General features: G+C 53.4%; 9 protein-coding genes and 3 riboswitches. Of the genes, 2 read left to right on the top strand and 7 right to left on the bottom strand.

Annotated features, from left to right (window positions below; all coding sequences use genetic code 11):
• Position 1 precedes the first annotated feature (1 nt).
• From cobM to I2F54_RS11125, 7 genes are all read right to left on the bottom strand, one after another.
• Complete coding sequence (gene cobM, locus I2F54_RS11155; protein WP_195501284.1) at positions 2-1,855, bottom strand: precorrin-4 C(11)-methyltransferase; 1,854 nt, start codon at positions 1,853-1,855, stop codon at positions 2-4.
• Positions 1,856-1,922: 67 nt separating this feature from the next.
• A complete protein-coding gene (gene cbiE, locus I2F54_RS11150; RefSeq protein ID WP_195501237.1) occupies positions 1,923-3,155 on the bottom strand; it encodes a precorrin-6y C5,15-methyltransferase (decarboxylating) subunit CbiE in 1,233 nt (410 codons plus the stop codon).
• A 42-nt stretch (positions 3,156-3,197) separates the two neighbouring features.
• Positions 3,198-4,622 (bottom strand): precorrin-3B C(17)-methyltransferase, encoded by a 1,425-nt coding sequence (cobJ, locus tag I2F54_RS11145; protein ID WP_195501236.1) that lies wholly within the window; start codon positions 4,620-4,622, stop codon positions 3,198-3,200.
• A 110-nt stretch (positions 4,623-4,732) separates the two neighbouring features.
• Positions 4,733-5,683, bottom strand: coding sequence for a sirohydrochlorin cobaltochelatase (locus I2F54_RS11140; RefSeq protein ID WP_195501235.1), 951 nt, complete (start codon positions 5,681-5,683; stop codon positions 4,733-4,735).
• A gap of 40 nt (positions 5,684-5,723) precedes the next feature.
• Positions 5,724-7,958: a TonB-dependent receptor gene (locus I2F54_RS11135; protein WP_195501234.1), complete on the bottom strand. Its 2,235-nt coding sequence runs from the start codon at positions 7,956-7,958 to the stop codon at positions 5,724-5,726.
• Between the two features lie 52 nt (positions 7,959-8,010).
• A riboswitch (cobalamin riboswitch) is annotated at positions 8,011-8,294 on the bottom strand.
• A 779-nt stretch (positions 8,295-9,073) separates the two neighbouring features.
• The gene (locus tag I2F54_RS11130; RefSeq protein ID WP_195501233.1) at positions 9,074-10,273 is read right to left on the bottom strand and encodes a sirohydrochlorin cobaltochelatase; all 1,200 of its coding nucleotides are present in this window, start codon (positions 10,271-10,273) and stop codon (positions 9,074-9,076) included.
• Positions 10,274-10,347: 74 nt separating this feature from the next.
• Positions 10,348-12,408 (bottom strand): TonB-dependent receptor plug domain-containing protein, encoded by a 2,061-nt coding sequence (locus tag I2F54_RS11125; protein WP_009120851.1) that lies wholly within the window; start codon positions 12,406-12,408, stop codon positions 10,348-10,350.
• Between the two features lie 140 nt (positions 12,409-12,548).
• Positions 12,549-12,752, bottom strand: a riboswitch (cobalamin riboswitch).
• 54 nt (positions 12,753-12,806) lie between these two features.
• Positions 12,807-13,016, top strand: a riboswitch (cobalamin riboswitch).
• A gap of 62 nt (positions 13,017-13,078) precedes the next feature.
• Here I2F54_RS11125 and I2F54_RS11120 point away from each other — a divergent pair.
• Together I2F54_RS11120 and accC are read left to right on the top strand one after the other, a co-directional pair.
• Positions 13,079-13,318, top strand: coding sequence for a cysteine-rich CWC family protein (locus tag I2F54_RS11120; RefSeq protein ID WP_073212646.1), 240 nt, complete (start codon positions 13,079-13,081; stop codon positions 13,316-13,318).
• Positions 13,284-14,795, top strand: coding sequence for an acetyl-CoA carboxylase biotin carboxylase subunit (gene accC, locus I2F54_RS11115; RefSeq protein ID WP_148359728.1), 1,512 nt, complete (start codon positions 13,284-13,286; stop codon positions 14,793-14,795). Before I2F54_RS11120 ends, accC begins: the two co-directional genes overlap by 35 nt.
• Positions 14,796-14,802: the final 7 nt, after the last annotated feature.

Here is a 14,802-nt window from a genome sequence, read left to right as displayed (position 1 = left end):
TTTATTTTCTAAATAAGTGTTTGAATTCGTGTGCATACAGTCGCGACAGTCCTTCGCGATTGCCGATAGCCTCGCCTACGACAATCATGGTTGTCAGGGTCAGGTTATTCTCTTTTACTATCCGTGCAAGGTCTTTCAGCTCTCCCCGGAAGATGCGTTCGTCCGGCCAGGTGAGGTGATAGCATACGGCTACGGGGGTTGTTTCCGGGTACTCTTGCAGAAGTTCCGCCTGTACCTGTTCCGCGATGCCTGCGCTGAGGAAGATGCACATGGTGCTTTGCGAGCGTGCCATGAGGTGCAGTTTCTCCCGTTCGGGCATAGGAGTCCGTCCTTCGCCGCGGGTCAGTATGATGCTCTGTACTTTCTCCGGAATGGTGAATTGCGACTTCAGAGCCGCCGCCGCTGCCTGGAAAGAAGATATGCCCGGCGTGATGTGATAGCTCATGCCGTATCGGTCGAAGTAGTTCATCTGTTCCTGTATCGCTCCGTAGATGCAGGGGTCGCCCGTATGCAGGCGCACGATGAACTTTCCTTTGTCGTAGAAATCTTTCATCAGCGCGAACTGTTCTTCCAAATCCATGGAAGCGGAGCTGCGCACCGTTGCGCCCGGTTTGGCGCAAAGCGTCAGCTCACGGGGCACGAGGCTGCCTGCATAGAGGATGAGGTCGGCCTTTTCCAGCATCTCCCGTCCCCGTACGGAGATAAGGTCGGGGTCACCGGGGCCTGCGCCTACAATCTCGATGTGTCCCCGGCGCAAGGCGCGGATATTTATAGCGGCGGCTACCGTATAGTTCCCGCCTTTACGTTTCGGCATTATCAGCTCACTGTTGCCGGAAGACAGCAACGCTGCCGCCTCGCTCACGCTGGGCGTACCCATGTGCTTCATCACGGTTTTGCTGGGATGCGGCACGTCTGTCGCCGCCAGCTCTTCGGCCGTGTAGAAACAGACGTCGTATTCCTTTTGGAGCGACTTCACCACCGGCTCGTCACGCTTGGCGTCAATCGTAGCGATGGATGCGATGGCCTGCCGGGGAATGCCGTATTCTTTCAGCCTGTCCAGAATCTCTTCCGTCACTTCCTTCACAGGCCCGGCCTGGCGGGCAAGTCCGATGCCGACGTGCACCATTCGCGGCACATAGCAGATAGACGGCGTACCCTCTATGTAATGCACCTGCGGCGAGACGCACAGCACCAGTTGGAAGCGGGATACCTCAATGTCTTTCAGACGATAGAACACCTCTACATGAGGGGGAAGATGCGCTTCCAGCCAGTCGGTACCCTTGTCGCGGACTTCCAGCAGCAGCGCGGTGGGCTTTCCGCTTACGAAGAGGCGGATAGGCTCGTTCATGCACGCCTTCATCTTCTCCTCGCGAGTTTGGGCGAGCTCCGCCAGCCGCAGGGCGGAAGCATCCACATTGAGTATCGGGAACCAGCCGAAACGCCCGGGCAGTTTGTCCAACGCCCACAGTCCGGTAAGGTCGCTTTGGGTGGTTATCACGGGCTCGGCTCCCAATGCGCCAGCTATCGCTGCGGTCAGTTCGTTGGCTCCGCCGATATGTCCGGACAGGACGGAGATGGCGTATCTGCCCGTACTGTCCACGCAGATTACGGCGGGGTCGGTGTACTTGTTCTTCACGCAGGGGGCGATGGAGCGTACGCAGATGCCCATGGCTCCGATGAAGATAAATGTGTCGTAACGGTTGAAGTTCTCGGCAGTGAAGCTGCCGGTCGATTCGATGTGCGTACATCCGTCTTCATGGCGCGGGGTGAAAATCTCCGCTTCGGGAAACTCCTTGAGCAACAGCCGCGCAGAAGCCAGTCCCGCTTCCGAGACGAGCATGATGGCCGTCTTCATGCGGGGAGCGTCCGCTTTCATAACAGGTATGTCTGTTTTCATAATGGATATATCTTGTCTTATTGTTTTATGAAAGCGTCGCTTTCATAATTTCGATGGGGTTATAATTATTCAGCGCGATGCGTACGGACGGATGCGGTATCAGGCCGGCGGCTTCGGCTCCTTCCGTGAACGCGTTTTTACTGTCTGCCGATACGGAGTTGAAGACGATACATCCGCCGGGCTGTAAGTTTTCCTTTATCTTCGCCAGCATTTCCGGCAGCCGTCCGCCGTGTCCGCCTATAAAGACGGCGTCGGGGCGGGGGAGAGCATCGGTCGCCGTTTGCAGGAAATCGCCTGTGATTGCCGTGATGCCCGGCGTACCGAAGCGGCGGCTGTTGATATTCATCAGTTCTTCGCCCTCGGCGCGTACCTCGAAGGAAACGACCGTGAGGTGGGGAAATTGCAGCCGGGCTTCGATGGATACCGACCCGGTGCAGAAACCGACATCCCAGAATACACGACGCCGGTTCAGCTCCAGCGCCTGTAAGGTAAGCAGGCGGACGGGCGCTTTGGTTATCATGCGGGCGCGTCCGTTCAAGTGCGCGAACCGTTCGTCGGGAATGCCGAAAGGACGGGCTTCTAAGGAAGCGGTGGCGCAAAGCAACAGGTTGTTGGGATGCTCGAAACCGCCTTGCGCCGCTTCCCGTAGCGTCATGTGGCGGATACGTTCTTTTTCGGGGTTGCCGAGATGCTCCCCTACATACATGGTGTAACGGTCATACCCGTATTCCAGCATGCGGGACGCGATAGCGGCGGGTGTATGTTCCCGGTCGGTAAGGATGCCTATCTTGGGAGCGCGCTCTATCAGGGCACGGTCGAACTCGTGCCAGGGACGTCCCGTCAGCGAAACGGTGCGCATATCGTCATAAGGCATTACGAGGCGGTGCGCCAATGTCTGGAGAGAGTTGAAAGAGGGGTAGAGCTTGATTTCGGCATCCGGCAATTTCCGTTTCACCGTATTGGCAAAGCCGAAAAACAGCGGGTCGCCCGAAGCGAAGACCACGATTTGCCTGTGGCCGGCATCCGTTTGCCCGCATTCGTCACCGCCGAACACCCTCTCATATCGCGCGAATACATTCTCCAACGGTACGGTAATGGAAATCCATTCCGCATCATCCGGTAGCAAGTTCCCGACAATCTCTTTATGCCGTACTCCCCCCGAAAAGACCTTCCCGCGCCGTATGTGTTCCAATACTTCCGGCGGAAAGAAAGGCGTCCGGTTATCGTCCGTTCCTATAATGATAAATTTCCGTTGCATAACCAATCGCTCACCACTAATCGTTAATCCTTAACCGTTGTTTCACACGTCCCGTCCCGGTCGCAGTTGCTCCGCGTCATTGTAGCACAAAATGGCGTTTACCAATGTCGCGGCGAGGTTGCTTCCGCCTTTGCGCCCTTCCACGATTATCTTCGGGATGGCGGTGAAAGGCTTTATCATGTGCTTGGACTCCTGTACGTGCACAAAGCCCACCGGAGCGGCGATAATCCCTGCCGGATGCGCTTTCCCTTTGCGTATAAGGTCGCAGAGTTCCATTAAGGCTGTCGGAGCGTTGCCGAATACAAAGAGGGCGTCGGGATGGTCTTCGACGGCGAGGCGTGTGCCGGCCTGTGTGCGGGTGATTCCTTTCTCCGTTGCCATCGCTGCGGTGCGAGGGTCGCCGAGGTAGCATTTCACCTCTATGCCCAAACGCTCCAAAGCCCCTTTGCGAATACCGCTGGCGGCCATTGTCACATCTGTGACGATAGTCCGTATACGCTTTCCGGTGATGCCTTGATATAATGTTTCCACTGCTTTGTCGTCTGTGTGCAGCAGCTTTTCCATTTCAAAGTCCGCGGTGGTATGGATGGCATGCAGCAACGCCCATTTATGGTCGAGAGGAATGTTCCCGTTCTTGAGCTCTTTCTCGATGGTGCGGAAACTCCGTATCATAATATCCTGTCCTTTGTTGGTCGGGAGTTGCCGAGGGTGGGTTTCCGCCTCTTCCCGGTAATATCCCCGCGGAGTAATCATCGCTCCGTTCCATTCGTACGACTGCGAATTGCCTATCAGTACAACGGTAAACATATCCGTCTCTTCGGGGTCGAACGCTTCCAGCGTCGTTATGTGCACTTCCTGTTCGGGACGTCCCGCCTGGCGCACATATCCTACGGGCGTCTGCGGTGAGCGCCCTTCCAGCAGGAACAGCTCTTTCAGCCGGTAAAGTTGCCAGTAGCGGCCATCGCTTTTGGGATTGTAGACGGCTGTCACGAAATCGGCTGCGGCAGCGGCAATGATGCGTTTCTCGATGCGTTCCCACGGTGTCATCAGGTCTGAGAGGGAGATAACGCAGAAGTCATGTCCCACAGGAGCTCCCAGCAGGGAAGCCGCTTTCTGAAACGCGCTGATACCCGGCAGGGAAACAATCTCTACGTCGCTGTTCCGTTCCCGCTTCATCTCATGCACAAGGGGCGTCATACCGTAAATCCCGGCATCGCCCGAACTGATGACGCACACCGTTTTTCCCTGTTCCGCCAGTTCAAAAGCCTGTTCGGCGCGGACGCGTTCCCGCTTCATCCCCGTATCGATACATTCCGTACCGGGACGTAAGTGTGGAGTGACAAAACGGAAGTAGTATTTATATCCCACTACTGCATCGGCTTCCTGCAAAGCGGTAATTACGGCGGGTGTTATGTCTTGCTCATTGCCCGGACCGATGCCGGCAATGATTATTTTGGATTGTTTCATTTGCTATCTGGCTTATCGCTTCTGTTCTTGCAGAGCATGGTAAGCGTTGCGCTTACAGTCTACAAAGATACATTCTATTTATCACATTAAGGCATGAAAATGCAACTTTCTCACTCGTTTTTTTCTCCTGCCGCATAGGCCGCTTTCTTTTCCATGATGCCCTGCATGCGGTGCTTCAGCCCGAAACGGATATGGTCTGCGAATATCTCCTGTATTTCAGGTATTTGCCCCAAACCTTCCATACGCACATGAACGGTATAGCCTTCTTTCTCAAGCATCTCCCGCCATTCTCCGGCAATATCGTTCTTGGCGTGGTCGCCGGCTACAAACATAAAAGGGACGAGCGTCACGCTCTTTGCCTGGGCCGCTTTCAGTTGCGCCAGCATGGTCTCAAAGGTGGGATAGCCTTCGATGGTCCCCACATGGAAGTTGCCGAATCCGGCCGCTTTCAGCATATAGTCCATTTGACTGTACGCAGCGGTACCGGGCGTATAAGTGCCGTGTCCCACCAATACGAAGTGTTCTTGGGACTTCTTCTTGGCGCCCTGCCGTACCGAAGCATCGAGGCGTCGTCCCAGAATACCGGCTACTTTTTCCGCGTCTTCCACCGAATAGAGCAGGGGAGTGCCTACGCGTATCTCCTTGAAGAAAGGCAGCACGCTTTCCACATCACGGCGGAGCGACTCCATTTCCACGCCGTCGATGATATTGGTGCTTTGCACGATAATGTGCGTATAGCCCTCTCCACGCAGTTGGAGCAGCGCGTCCAGCGGGGTGGGTTTGTCGACGCCGCGCGCCTTGAGGCGGCGTATGATGATACGCGAAGTGTAGGCTTCGCGAAATTCCAGGTCGGGAAAAGCCTTGCGCGCCTGGGCATTGACGGCGTCAATCGTCTGCGCGCGCGTATCGTCGTGCGTCGTGCCGAAGTGTACCATAAGCAACGCGGCCTTTTCGCCGGGTTTCATACTTGCGAGCATATCGCTCGACACGAAGTTTCCCCCTTCGTGCGCGGCGCAGAAGAGAGAAACGGCAAGGAGCAGGGAGAGAAGAGAGGTTTTCATAAACGAAAGTGATTGCTGTTTTATAAAAATGGTTACTGTTTTATTTCTTGAATCGTACCGACAGGCTCACATACACCGAGCGTCCCGGGTTGAGCGTGGAGAAGTTGTTGTTCCAGGGGCGGTCGTCTGTCTTGTCGAAGATGTTTTCGATGCCTATGCCCGGTTCCAGAATCACGGATTGCAGGTTGAAGGTATGGCGGGTGTTCAAATCCCATTGCTGGAATTTGGGAGCATAACCGTACGTTTGCGAGTAGCGTTCGCCTTGCAGGTGTCCGTGCACGTTTACGTTCAGGCGGTAGAAGCTCCAGGCGTGTTCCCACTGGCCGTTGATGTTCCCCATGTGCCTGACGCTTTTGTCTATGGGCGACACTTCGTAGCTGCCGTCGGCTTGCAACTGCTTGGCTTCGGTGTCCATGTACGTGTATCCGCCGCCTGCCCTGAAGCCCGCGCCCAGGTTCAGGCTGGCGTTCAGGCTGATGCCTTTGGTCTTAGCTTTGTCCACGTTGTCGCGCTGGCGTATCTCGTCGAAGGTGGCGTGCTTGTCGTCCAGTCCCATGTCGTGTATTTCCTGGTCGGAGAGGGTGCGGTAGTTTATCATGTCGCGGATGTCGTTGATGAACCCGGTGACGGACACGGAGAGCCGGCGGTAGTTGTACTCCGCATTCAGCGAGTAGAAGTTGTTCTTTTCCGGTTTCAAACCGACGTTGCCCGTGGTGTAGCGGTTGCTGGTCTTGGACTCGTCGGTGGCGTAGAGTTGCGACAGGGTAGGCGTACGGAAGCCTGCCGCATAGGCGGCGCGCAGGTTCAGTCCGCCGAGCTTGTACATCAGCGATACGTTGGGAGTGGCATAATTCTTGAAGTTCTCGTTGTAGATGTAGCGTATGCCCAGTACGGCTTGCAGGTTCAGGGGCAGTTTTATTTCATCCTGCGCATAGAAAGCGAGGGTGTACATGTGGCGGGAGTCGATGTTGTCCGATTCGCTCTCAAGCCCCTCGTTTACGTATTCCACTCCGGCGGACAGCTTGTTGCGGCTGCCCAGGCGGAAGATACCTTTGATGTTTCCGTTGTAGTAGCGCACTTGCTTGCGGGTTACTTGGTCGCCCGGCAGATAGCTGCCCGATTTCTTGAAGTACATATAGTCCGACGAGAAATTGTCCGAGTAGAATTCCGCGTCGATGTAGGCCGAACGGTTTATCATGTACTTCATGCCGGCGCCATAGGTATAGGTCTCGTGTCTCAGGTTGTAGGTATAGGCGTCTTTCTGCACGAACTGGCCTTTGCTTTTGGCATAGTAGGTGGCATCCTGCGGACGGCGGGTTTTATTATCATAATAAGTACCGCGCGCGTAGAACGACAGTTTATCTGTGGCATTGAACACGAAACGCTGGTTTACGGTGTTGGAGTAGAAACCTACGGAAGTAGGACGTCCGGTTTCGTAGCCGTTCTCGTCGATGTTGTTGTTCTGCCAGCTTCCTGCCTGACGGCGCTGGTAGGAAGTGTAAGAGGAGAACTTGCCCGCATTGACATCGGCATTGACGCTTTCCGTCAGGCGTCCTTCGCCGGAGTAGTGGGTGTAGCTGGATACGTTTACGGTGTTCCGGGCATCGTCCGTGATGATGTTGATAACGCCGCCTATGGCATCGCTTCCGTACAGGGCGGATGCTGCGCCGTTCAGTATCTCGATGCGCTTGATGTTGGCCACGTTGATGCGCGTGTAGCGGTCTTCGCCTGCCAGACGCTTGCCGTTTTCCAGTATCAGTATGTAGTCCTCGTTGATGCCGTTCAGGCTCATGGTAGTGCCCATGCCGTTGGTGTAGGAAGATATGTTGGGCGTCAGTTTCACCAGCGCTTCTTCCAGCGTGGATACGTTGGCGCCGCCTATTTCTTTGGCCGTGATTACGGAGACGGGAACGGGGCTGTCCGTCATGCGGCGGTGCGTACCGGTTCCGGTCACTACCACCTGGCTGAGGTTGCTGTAACTCTCTTCCAGCTTTACGAGGATGTCAGTCTCCTGTCCGTCCGTAGTGTATTTCCCGGGGGTGAAGCCGATGTAGGAGAAGCGCAGCGTGTGCTGTCCGCCGGGCAGGTTGTCGATGGTAAATTCTCCTCTTCCGTTGGTGGTGCATCCCGTCAGACTGTTGTCTACGCGGATATTTACCCCTACGAGGGGCTCGTTGGTGCCGGCACTCACCACTTTTCCGCTCAATGCGGTCTGGGCATGGAGCAGGAGTGTCAGGCAGCACAGCATGGCTGCCAATAAACATTTGGTTCTCATTTATTGAAAAATGTAAGATTAATACTTGTCTTCCTGACCCCGGGAAGGCGTTGACTGTGTAATCGCCAAGGCAGGTTTCCTGACTCAGCCCTGCGGAAAACCACACCTTCCCGTCCCCCGGACTGCGATGCGCCCGAACCGGCGCTTGCTATCGGCAGCCGTCTGTAAGACAGTGGCATCGTTTTGAAGAATGTTTTCCGTATGCTCCGTTGCCGCGGTAAGCGGACGGGGCAAAGTGGCTTTACAGTAGCGGGCACTGTTCCGGCTTCGCACCGGATTCCCTTTTATACAACTCGTTGGAACAACGGGTGTATCACCTAAGCGGTGACAAAGATAGGGGTTTATTTTTAATTGATGAAGGAAAGGGCGGGATAATGCAATCGGTCTTACGGGATGATTCGCTTTGTCTCGGGGGATGAATGTTTTCATCTCGTGAGACGGTTGGTTTGGTCTCATGGGATGAATATTTTTAGCTTGTAAGACGGATGAGAAAGGGGGTGCTGTCGGTTATTTTTACTTGATGGGCTCTTAAGGAAAGGGTCGTTTTTAGGCTCATTTCCTTATTGCCCCTATTTAGCCGCCTATTTTTAAGGTATTTATTTGATTTATAGATGATTGTGAAAAATAGGATGCTTGGGCAATATTAATCGTCATTGTGAATCGGAATCTTATTTTGTAAAATAAAAAAGAAGAGTGTTGCCTGGTTGATGTGTCCATTCGGCACAGATGATTTTTAGGGTTTCCGGATGGTTTGCAAATGAGAGGAGCTGCTTGTGAAAGAGGGTTGTGCTTATCTTGTCTTTTTATAGAAAAATGTTGTCATTCGGCGTTGGGATGATTTGTTTTATGGCGGCCAAAGAGGGTCATATAGGAAACGACCCTTGGAATGAACCTGAAAAAGTTTGGATATTCTTTAAAATTTTGATTTAATGGTTTGATTATTAATATAATAAGCGGGCATCTCTCCCGAAATGAGAAATACCCGCTTTTTCTCTCTGCCTCTGCCTTTTTTCTCCTTTTCTTCCTTATTGAATTAAGAAAATATTTGTCGTTTTCCGGCAGTGGGACAAAGATGTTCTTTCTTAGCCGGACATCTGTCGGTAAAAGGAAGAACGTTATGCTTCCGGTTGATACCCTTCACCGTTTTCCCAAGCGTCGGTATCCCATTGCTCTTTCAGGTGGTTCACCCAGATTGCACGTATTTCGGGATAGCTGCCCAAAGCTTTGATACCGCAACCGTCTTTGATACCGTGGTCGGCATCGGCCTGGCCTACGGGGTGGGCTTCAAACGCTCTGTCTACCTTGAAACCTGCTTTTTCCAGACGTTCGCGCCAACTGTATTCGTTGGTGTTGAGTTCCACTTCGTCCGAGCCTTTGTTTTCGGCTATCGCTTCGATACCCCAAAGGTCATTGTGGGCGTGGTCGCCGGCGATGGACATGAAAGGAGCGAGGTAAACGGTTACGTCTGCGGGTTGCAGGTTATTGTCTTTGCAATACTTCATCACTTGTGAGTAGATGCAGCCGGGATAGCTGCTTATCATTTGGTCGGGAGAGGCTACCGGTATGCGGTCTGCGGCTTTCTCTTCCTCTTCTTTCGGCCAGAAAAGCATTTCGCCGTAGTCTACGGTACCTACGAAGATATTCTTGTTCGCGGCGAGGGCTTGCAAGGCGGTTTGGGTTTCGGAGTACTTGATGTTGGCATTGTAGTTCACATCGGGGTTACCGTGTCCCATCAGGAGAACGATGTTCTTCTTGTCGGCCAGTTTGTCCTTGTAATGAGTGTAAAGAACCCGTGCCACTTCTTCCGTATCGTCATCGGTAGAGAGCAGGTTGGCGCCTTTCAGTACGTCGATGTGCGGGTACCAGTCAATCATAAAGTTTTTCTTGATATCGGTATTCATCAGCGAGAGGTATTCCTCACCGGGGATAACGTGAAGCGACTGTACGGCTACGCGTGCATATCCCGCATCGCCGATAGCTTTCAGCCATTGGTCCAGTTTGTAGCGCGCCTCGCCGGTAGAAGCCTCTGCACGGCCGATACAGGTACGTGAGGTGAACGACATGTAGATGTCTGTTTGAGGGAACTGCTTCTGAAAATCGGCGATGATGTCGTTGTATACATCCAACGACTCGTTATAAGTGCTTCCGAACGTACAGAGCAGGATAGCGGTATCATGCTTCTTGGTTTCGGCTACTACCCTGGTTGCGGGATTTACGGTACTTTCCGCATCGTCGTCGTCACTGCAGGAAGTGAATCCCGCGCAAGTTGCGGCCGCTACGAGAGCCGCCATCAGATAAAACTTGAAACTTTTCATACTTTGTTTGTAAATTGATTAATAAAAAAGATATTTTGTTATTGGGAATTCAGGAGTTAATGAAGCGGACTTCCTTACTTATTCTTGAACTTTATGAGCGCCGATGCGTAGAAATTCCTTCCCGGCGTGCTGGTAGCCCGGTTGCGTCCGAAAGGAGTGCGGTCTACGTAGTCGAAGAGGTTGTCTACGCCTATGTTCATCGTCAGCGTCCAGAACCGCATTTTCATCAGGGTATGGGCGGTGTTGACGCGCCATGTCTGGAAGCCGTCGGCATTGTTGTCGTTGACGTAGTGGCGGGTTGACTGGTATCGGCCGTACACTCCCAAGCCGAGGCGGTAACGGTTCCACGTGTGCTGCCAGGTGGCGTTGAGCGTGGCGTTATGGTTGGATGTGGCGTCGATGTAGAGATATTTCATGTAGTTGTCGCCCTTATCGGCGGCATACTGCGCTTTCGGATCGGCATAGCTGTACCCGCCGCCCAGCATGATGTCTTTTACGGGGCGGTAGTTGAAGGTGAAGTCCATTCCGTAGATGCGGGCTTTCGTGAGGTTGGTGTATCTCTTGCTTTTCTCTATCTCGAGGAGTTTCTCTTCGGGGGTGACTTTTATCTCTACCAGCTCTATCATGTTGCGGATGAAGTTGGCGTAACCTGTCAGGCTCGCCTGGAACTTGCTCCCCACGTATTCCACGCTGACGGAAGCGTATTGTGAGGTTTGCGCCTTGAGGCCGGTATTGCCATGATAGGCGGTGAGAGAGCCGCCGCCGATGCTGCCTGTGTATTCGTAGTAGAGCTCTTTGATGGTAGGCGCTTTGAAGCCCATGGCGTAGGAAGCGCGCAGGTTGAAGTCGCCGGCCTTGTAGAGCGCGGATACTTTGGGGCTGAGGTTCAGTCCGGTTTCCTTGTGCTGCGTGCCGCGCACGCCGGCGGTCAGTATAAAGCTGTCCGTGGCAGTCCATTCTTCCTGCGCGTAGGCGGCGAGCGTATAGACGGAAGCGAGGTCGCCCGCTATGTGGTGGGGCGATTCCAGGCGGTTGTACTGGTACTCTATACCGGTATTGAGGATGTGCCGGTCGCCGAAGTAGAAGATGCCTTTCACCTGCGCCAGCACTTGTTGCTGTATGCTCTGTTTGATGCGCTGGCCGGGGTAGTAGGTGATGCGGTCGCCGTCTTTGAAGTAGTCGGTGATGTCTTTCAGCTTATAGTCGTAGAAGTAACCGTAGCGGCCGTATGAGAGGTCGGCGGTGAGGTAGTTGCGCCCGTTCAGCTTGTACCTGCTTCCGGCGGCAAAGGTGTAGTTGCGGTAGTAGAAGTCGTTGGGCAGGTACTTCCACGGGCCGTGCGTACGCATCACCCAGCGTTCGTAGTACGTTCCTTCGGCGGTGAGGTTCAGTCTCTTGTTTACCTGCCACTCCAGATTCTCGGAGAGGGTGTAGTTGCTGGAACGGTTGACGGTAAGCATGGTAGAGCCGGACTTCAGTTGGTTCTGGTCCCATTGCATGTCCGTATTGCGCCAGCCGTCGGTATGGCGGAAGTTGATGCCGGTCACCGATTTCAGTTTGCCGTAGCTGAAGCCGAAACTGGTGCTCTGCCGTACGTCGCCATGCTCGCCCACACGAGTGGTATTGGTGAGTTCCATCTTCTCCCTGCTCTGCTTGGTGATGATATTGATGACTCCGGCGATGGCATCGCTGCCGTAGAGCGAAGAGGCGGCGCCTTTCACAATCTCGATGCGCTCTATGTTGGCGGGATTCAGTTGGTTGAGGTCGTTCTGTCCGCCGATGTCCCCGTTCATGCGTTTGCCGTTTATCATGATGAGGATATAGTCGTTGTTCAGTCCGTTGAGCTGAATGTGACTGCCCATATCGCCGTCATGGAAGGTGAGGGAAGGGCTGAGACCGCTGAGAAGGTCGTCGATGCTGCGCGCCTGGTATTGCTCCAATGCTTTTCCTGTGAGCACTTCTGTCTGCACGGGGGCGTCTTTCAGGTAGTGTTCGGTTCCCGTACCTGTTACCACTACTTCGTTGAGCAGTAACGAGAGTTCTTTCTCATCTTTGTTTTTAAGGATACTTTGCGCTGTGGCTGATTGCATCACACCGCACAGCAGTACCGCTTCAAGCCAATACTTGTGCTTCATCGTCTACCGATTTTTACGTTGAATAAAATAAAACGGCACGTCGCTTCTGTGTGCGAAAGGGATAATGGCCCGAAAGAGTAAAATAGGAATCCTATCGTATCAGTATGGGGGACATCGCTTCTAATCCTGGAAGCTCAGTGCTCAAGTTACGGAAACTGGTAGGTATTCTGGCTCTCCTCTGCTTGTATTGCCTTCCCATCGCATTGCTGCGACAGTGGCTTTTGCGGATACAAGCGTCTTTTACTGAGGATTACAGCTGCAGGTACAGCTCCGGTTTTGCACCGGATTCCCTTACATCGGCAGGCGGATATGCCTTCCCGATTGCCAATTCCGGGAGCAAAGATAAAGACTTTTATACATTATTTTGTCTTTTATTCCTAATTATTTTAGTTTTTCTTTATCTTTGCCCCCCGAATCGGTTCCGGACGGACGTATCTGCCGTTCGGATTAAAAGGGAACCGGGTGTAAATCCCGGACAGTCCCGCTGCTGTGAAGCTCCGTCAAACGAAGTCTTGATAAGAACCTTTGCCACTGATATGCGTTTATATATCGGGAAGGCATCAAGATAAGGAGTCAGTCAGAAGACCTGCCATTCATTAAAGTCTGTCTTTTCTCGTGGGATAGGAAAGCAGTACGAAGCCCAAGTTAACGTTTAACTATAAAAAAAGAGATGCCTATGCAAAAGGTATGTCCGCGTTGTGGTGCAACATTCGAGTGCATGCACAATGATATATTACAGTGTCATTGCGCGTCCGTCCGGCTGAGCCCGGAGCAACACGCTTATTTGAAAGAAACCTATCCGGATTGCTTGTGTCATGCTTGTCTGACGCAATTGGCGGCCGGAAATATTCCTTATATAAATAAATCAAGAGAAAATGATAAAGAAAGTATTGATAGCGAACAGAGGTGAGATTGCCCTGCGCGTGATGCGCTCCTGCAAGGAAATGGGAATACTGACCGTGGCTATATTTTCCGAAGCCGACCGTACTTCGCATCATGTAGCGTACGCCGACGAAGCCTATCCGATAGGAGCGGCCGCGGCCAAAGAGAGTTATCTGAACATAGAGAAAGTAATCGGAGTGGCGAAGCATTGCGGTGCGGATGCTATTCATCCGGGCTACGGCTTCTTGTCGGAGAATTCGGAGTTTGCCCGCCGTTGCAAGGAAGAAGGCATTATCTTCATCGGCCCTTCGGCGGAAACCATGGAAGCCATGGGCGACAAGATAGCCGCCCGCAAGCGGATGATTGCGGCCGGCGTACCCGTAGTGCCGGGTACGGAACAGCCTTTGCAAAGTGCCGAAGAGGCCGTACGCATCTGTAACGAAATCGGTTATCCGGTGATGCTGAAAGCGTCTATGGGCGGTGGCGGCAAAGGCATGCGCCTTATTCACAAGGAAGAAGAAGTGGTGGAAGCGTATAATACGGCGCGTTCGGAGTCGATGTCCTCATTCGGCGACGACACGGTGTATCTGGAGAAGTTTGTGGAAGAACCGCATCACATAGAGTTCCAGATTTTGGGTGATAACCACGGCAATGTGATTCATCTGTTCGACCGCGAGTGTTCGGTGCAACGCCGCAACCAGAAGATTGTGGAAGAAAGCCCGTCACCGTTCCTGACGCCAGAGCTGCGCAAGGAGATGGGAGAGAAGGCGGTTGCCGCCGCCAAGGCCGTAAACTATTCGGGTGCGGGTACCATCGAATTTCTGGTGGACAAGAACAGGAACTTCTACTTCCTCGAAATGAATACGCGTTTGCAGGTGGAGCATCCCATCACGGAAGAAGTGGTGGGCGTGGACTTGGTGAAAGAGCAGATTTTTGTAGCCGACAACCAGCCGCTGCATCTCCGCCAGGAAGACATCTTCCAGCGCGGTCATGCCATAGAGTGCCGTATCTGCGCCGAAGATACGGAGAACAACTTCATGCCTTCGCCGGGTATCATCAGGCAACTGACCGAACCGAACGGTATCGGCGTGCGCATTGACAGTAACGTGTACGAGGGATACGAAATCCCCGTCTACTACGACCCGATGATAGGTAAGCTCATCGTATGGGCCACCACCCGCCAATACGCCATCGAGCGTATGCGCCGTGTGCTGTACGAGTATAAGATAACCGGACTGAAAACCAACCTTGCCTATCTGAAACGTATCATGCACGTGCCCGATTTTGTGAAGGGCGAGTACAACACGCTGTTCATCGAGAAGAACGCGCGCATGCTGGTACGCTCCAACGGCAGCAACGAAGAGATAGAGAACGTCGCCATGATTGCGGCTTATATGGATTATCTGGTGAACCTGGAAGAGAACGCTTCGACACAGTTGCCCGACGGCCGTCCTATCAGCCGCTGGCGCGAGTTCGGATTGCAGAAGGGTGTGCTGAGAATTTAAAGGAAAT

Origin of the sequence: Bacteroides clarus (genome assembly GCF_015555825.1) — a bacterium.
Classification (GTDB): domain Bacteria; phylum Bacteroidota; class Bacteroidia; order Bacteroidales; family Bacteroidaceae; genus Bacteroides; species Bacteroides clarus.
This window is presented reverse-complemented; position numbering and strand designations above follow the sequence as displayed.

Excerpts from the sequence above, each read along its gene's own strand:
- cobJ (WP_195501236.1), bottom strand. The coding sequence starts at position 4,622 with ATGAAACAATCCAAAATAATCATTGCCGGCATCGGTCCGGGCAATGAG.
- accC (WP_148359728.1), top strand. The coding sequence starts at position 13,284 with ATGATAAAGAAAGTATTGATAGCGAACAGAGGTGAGATTGCCCTGCGC.
- cobM (WP_195501284.1), bottom strand. The coding sequence starts at position 1,855 with ATGAAGACGGCCATCATGCTCGTCTCGGAAGCGGGACTGGCTTCTGCG.
- I2F54_RS11140 (WP_195501235.1), bottom strand. The coding sequence starts at position 5,683 with ATGAAAACCTCTCTTCTCTCCCTGCTCCTTGCCGTTTCTCTCTTCTGC.
- cbiE (WP_195501237.1), bottom strand. The coding sequence starts at position 3,155 with ATGCAACGGAAATTTATCATTATAGGAACGGACGATAACCGGACGCCT.
- I2F54_RS11130 (WP_195501233.1), bottom strand. The coding sequence starts at position 10,273 with ATGAAAAGTTTCAAGTTTTATCTGATGGCGGCTCTCGTAGCGGCCGCA.
- I2F54_RS11120 (WP_073212646.1), top strand. The coding sequence starts at position 13,079 with ATGCCTATGCAAAAGGTATGTCCGCGTTGTGGTGCAACATTCGAGTGC.
- I2F54_RS11125 (WP_009120851.1), bottom strand. The coding sequence starts at position 12,408 with ATGAAGCACAAGTATTGGCTTGAAGCGGTACTGCTGTGCGGTGTGATG.
- I2F54_RS11135 (WP_195501234.1), bottom strand. The coding sequence starts at position 7,958 with ATGAGAACCAAATGTTTATTGGCAGCCATGCTGTGCTGCCTGACACTC.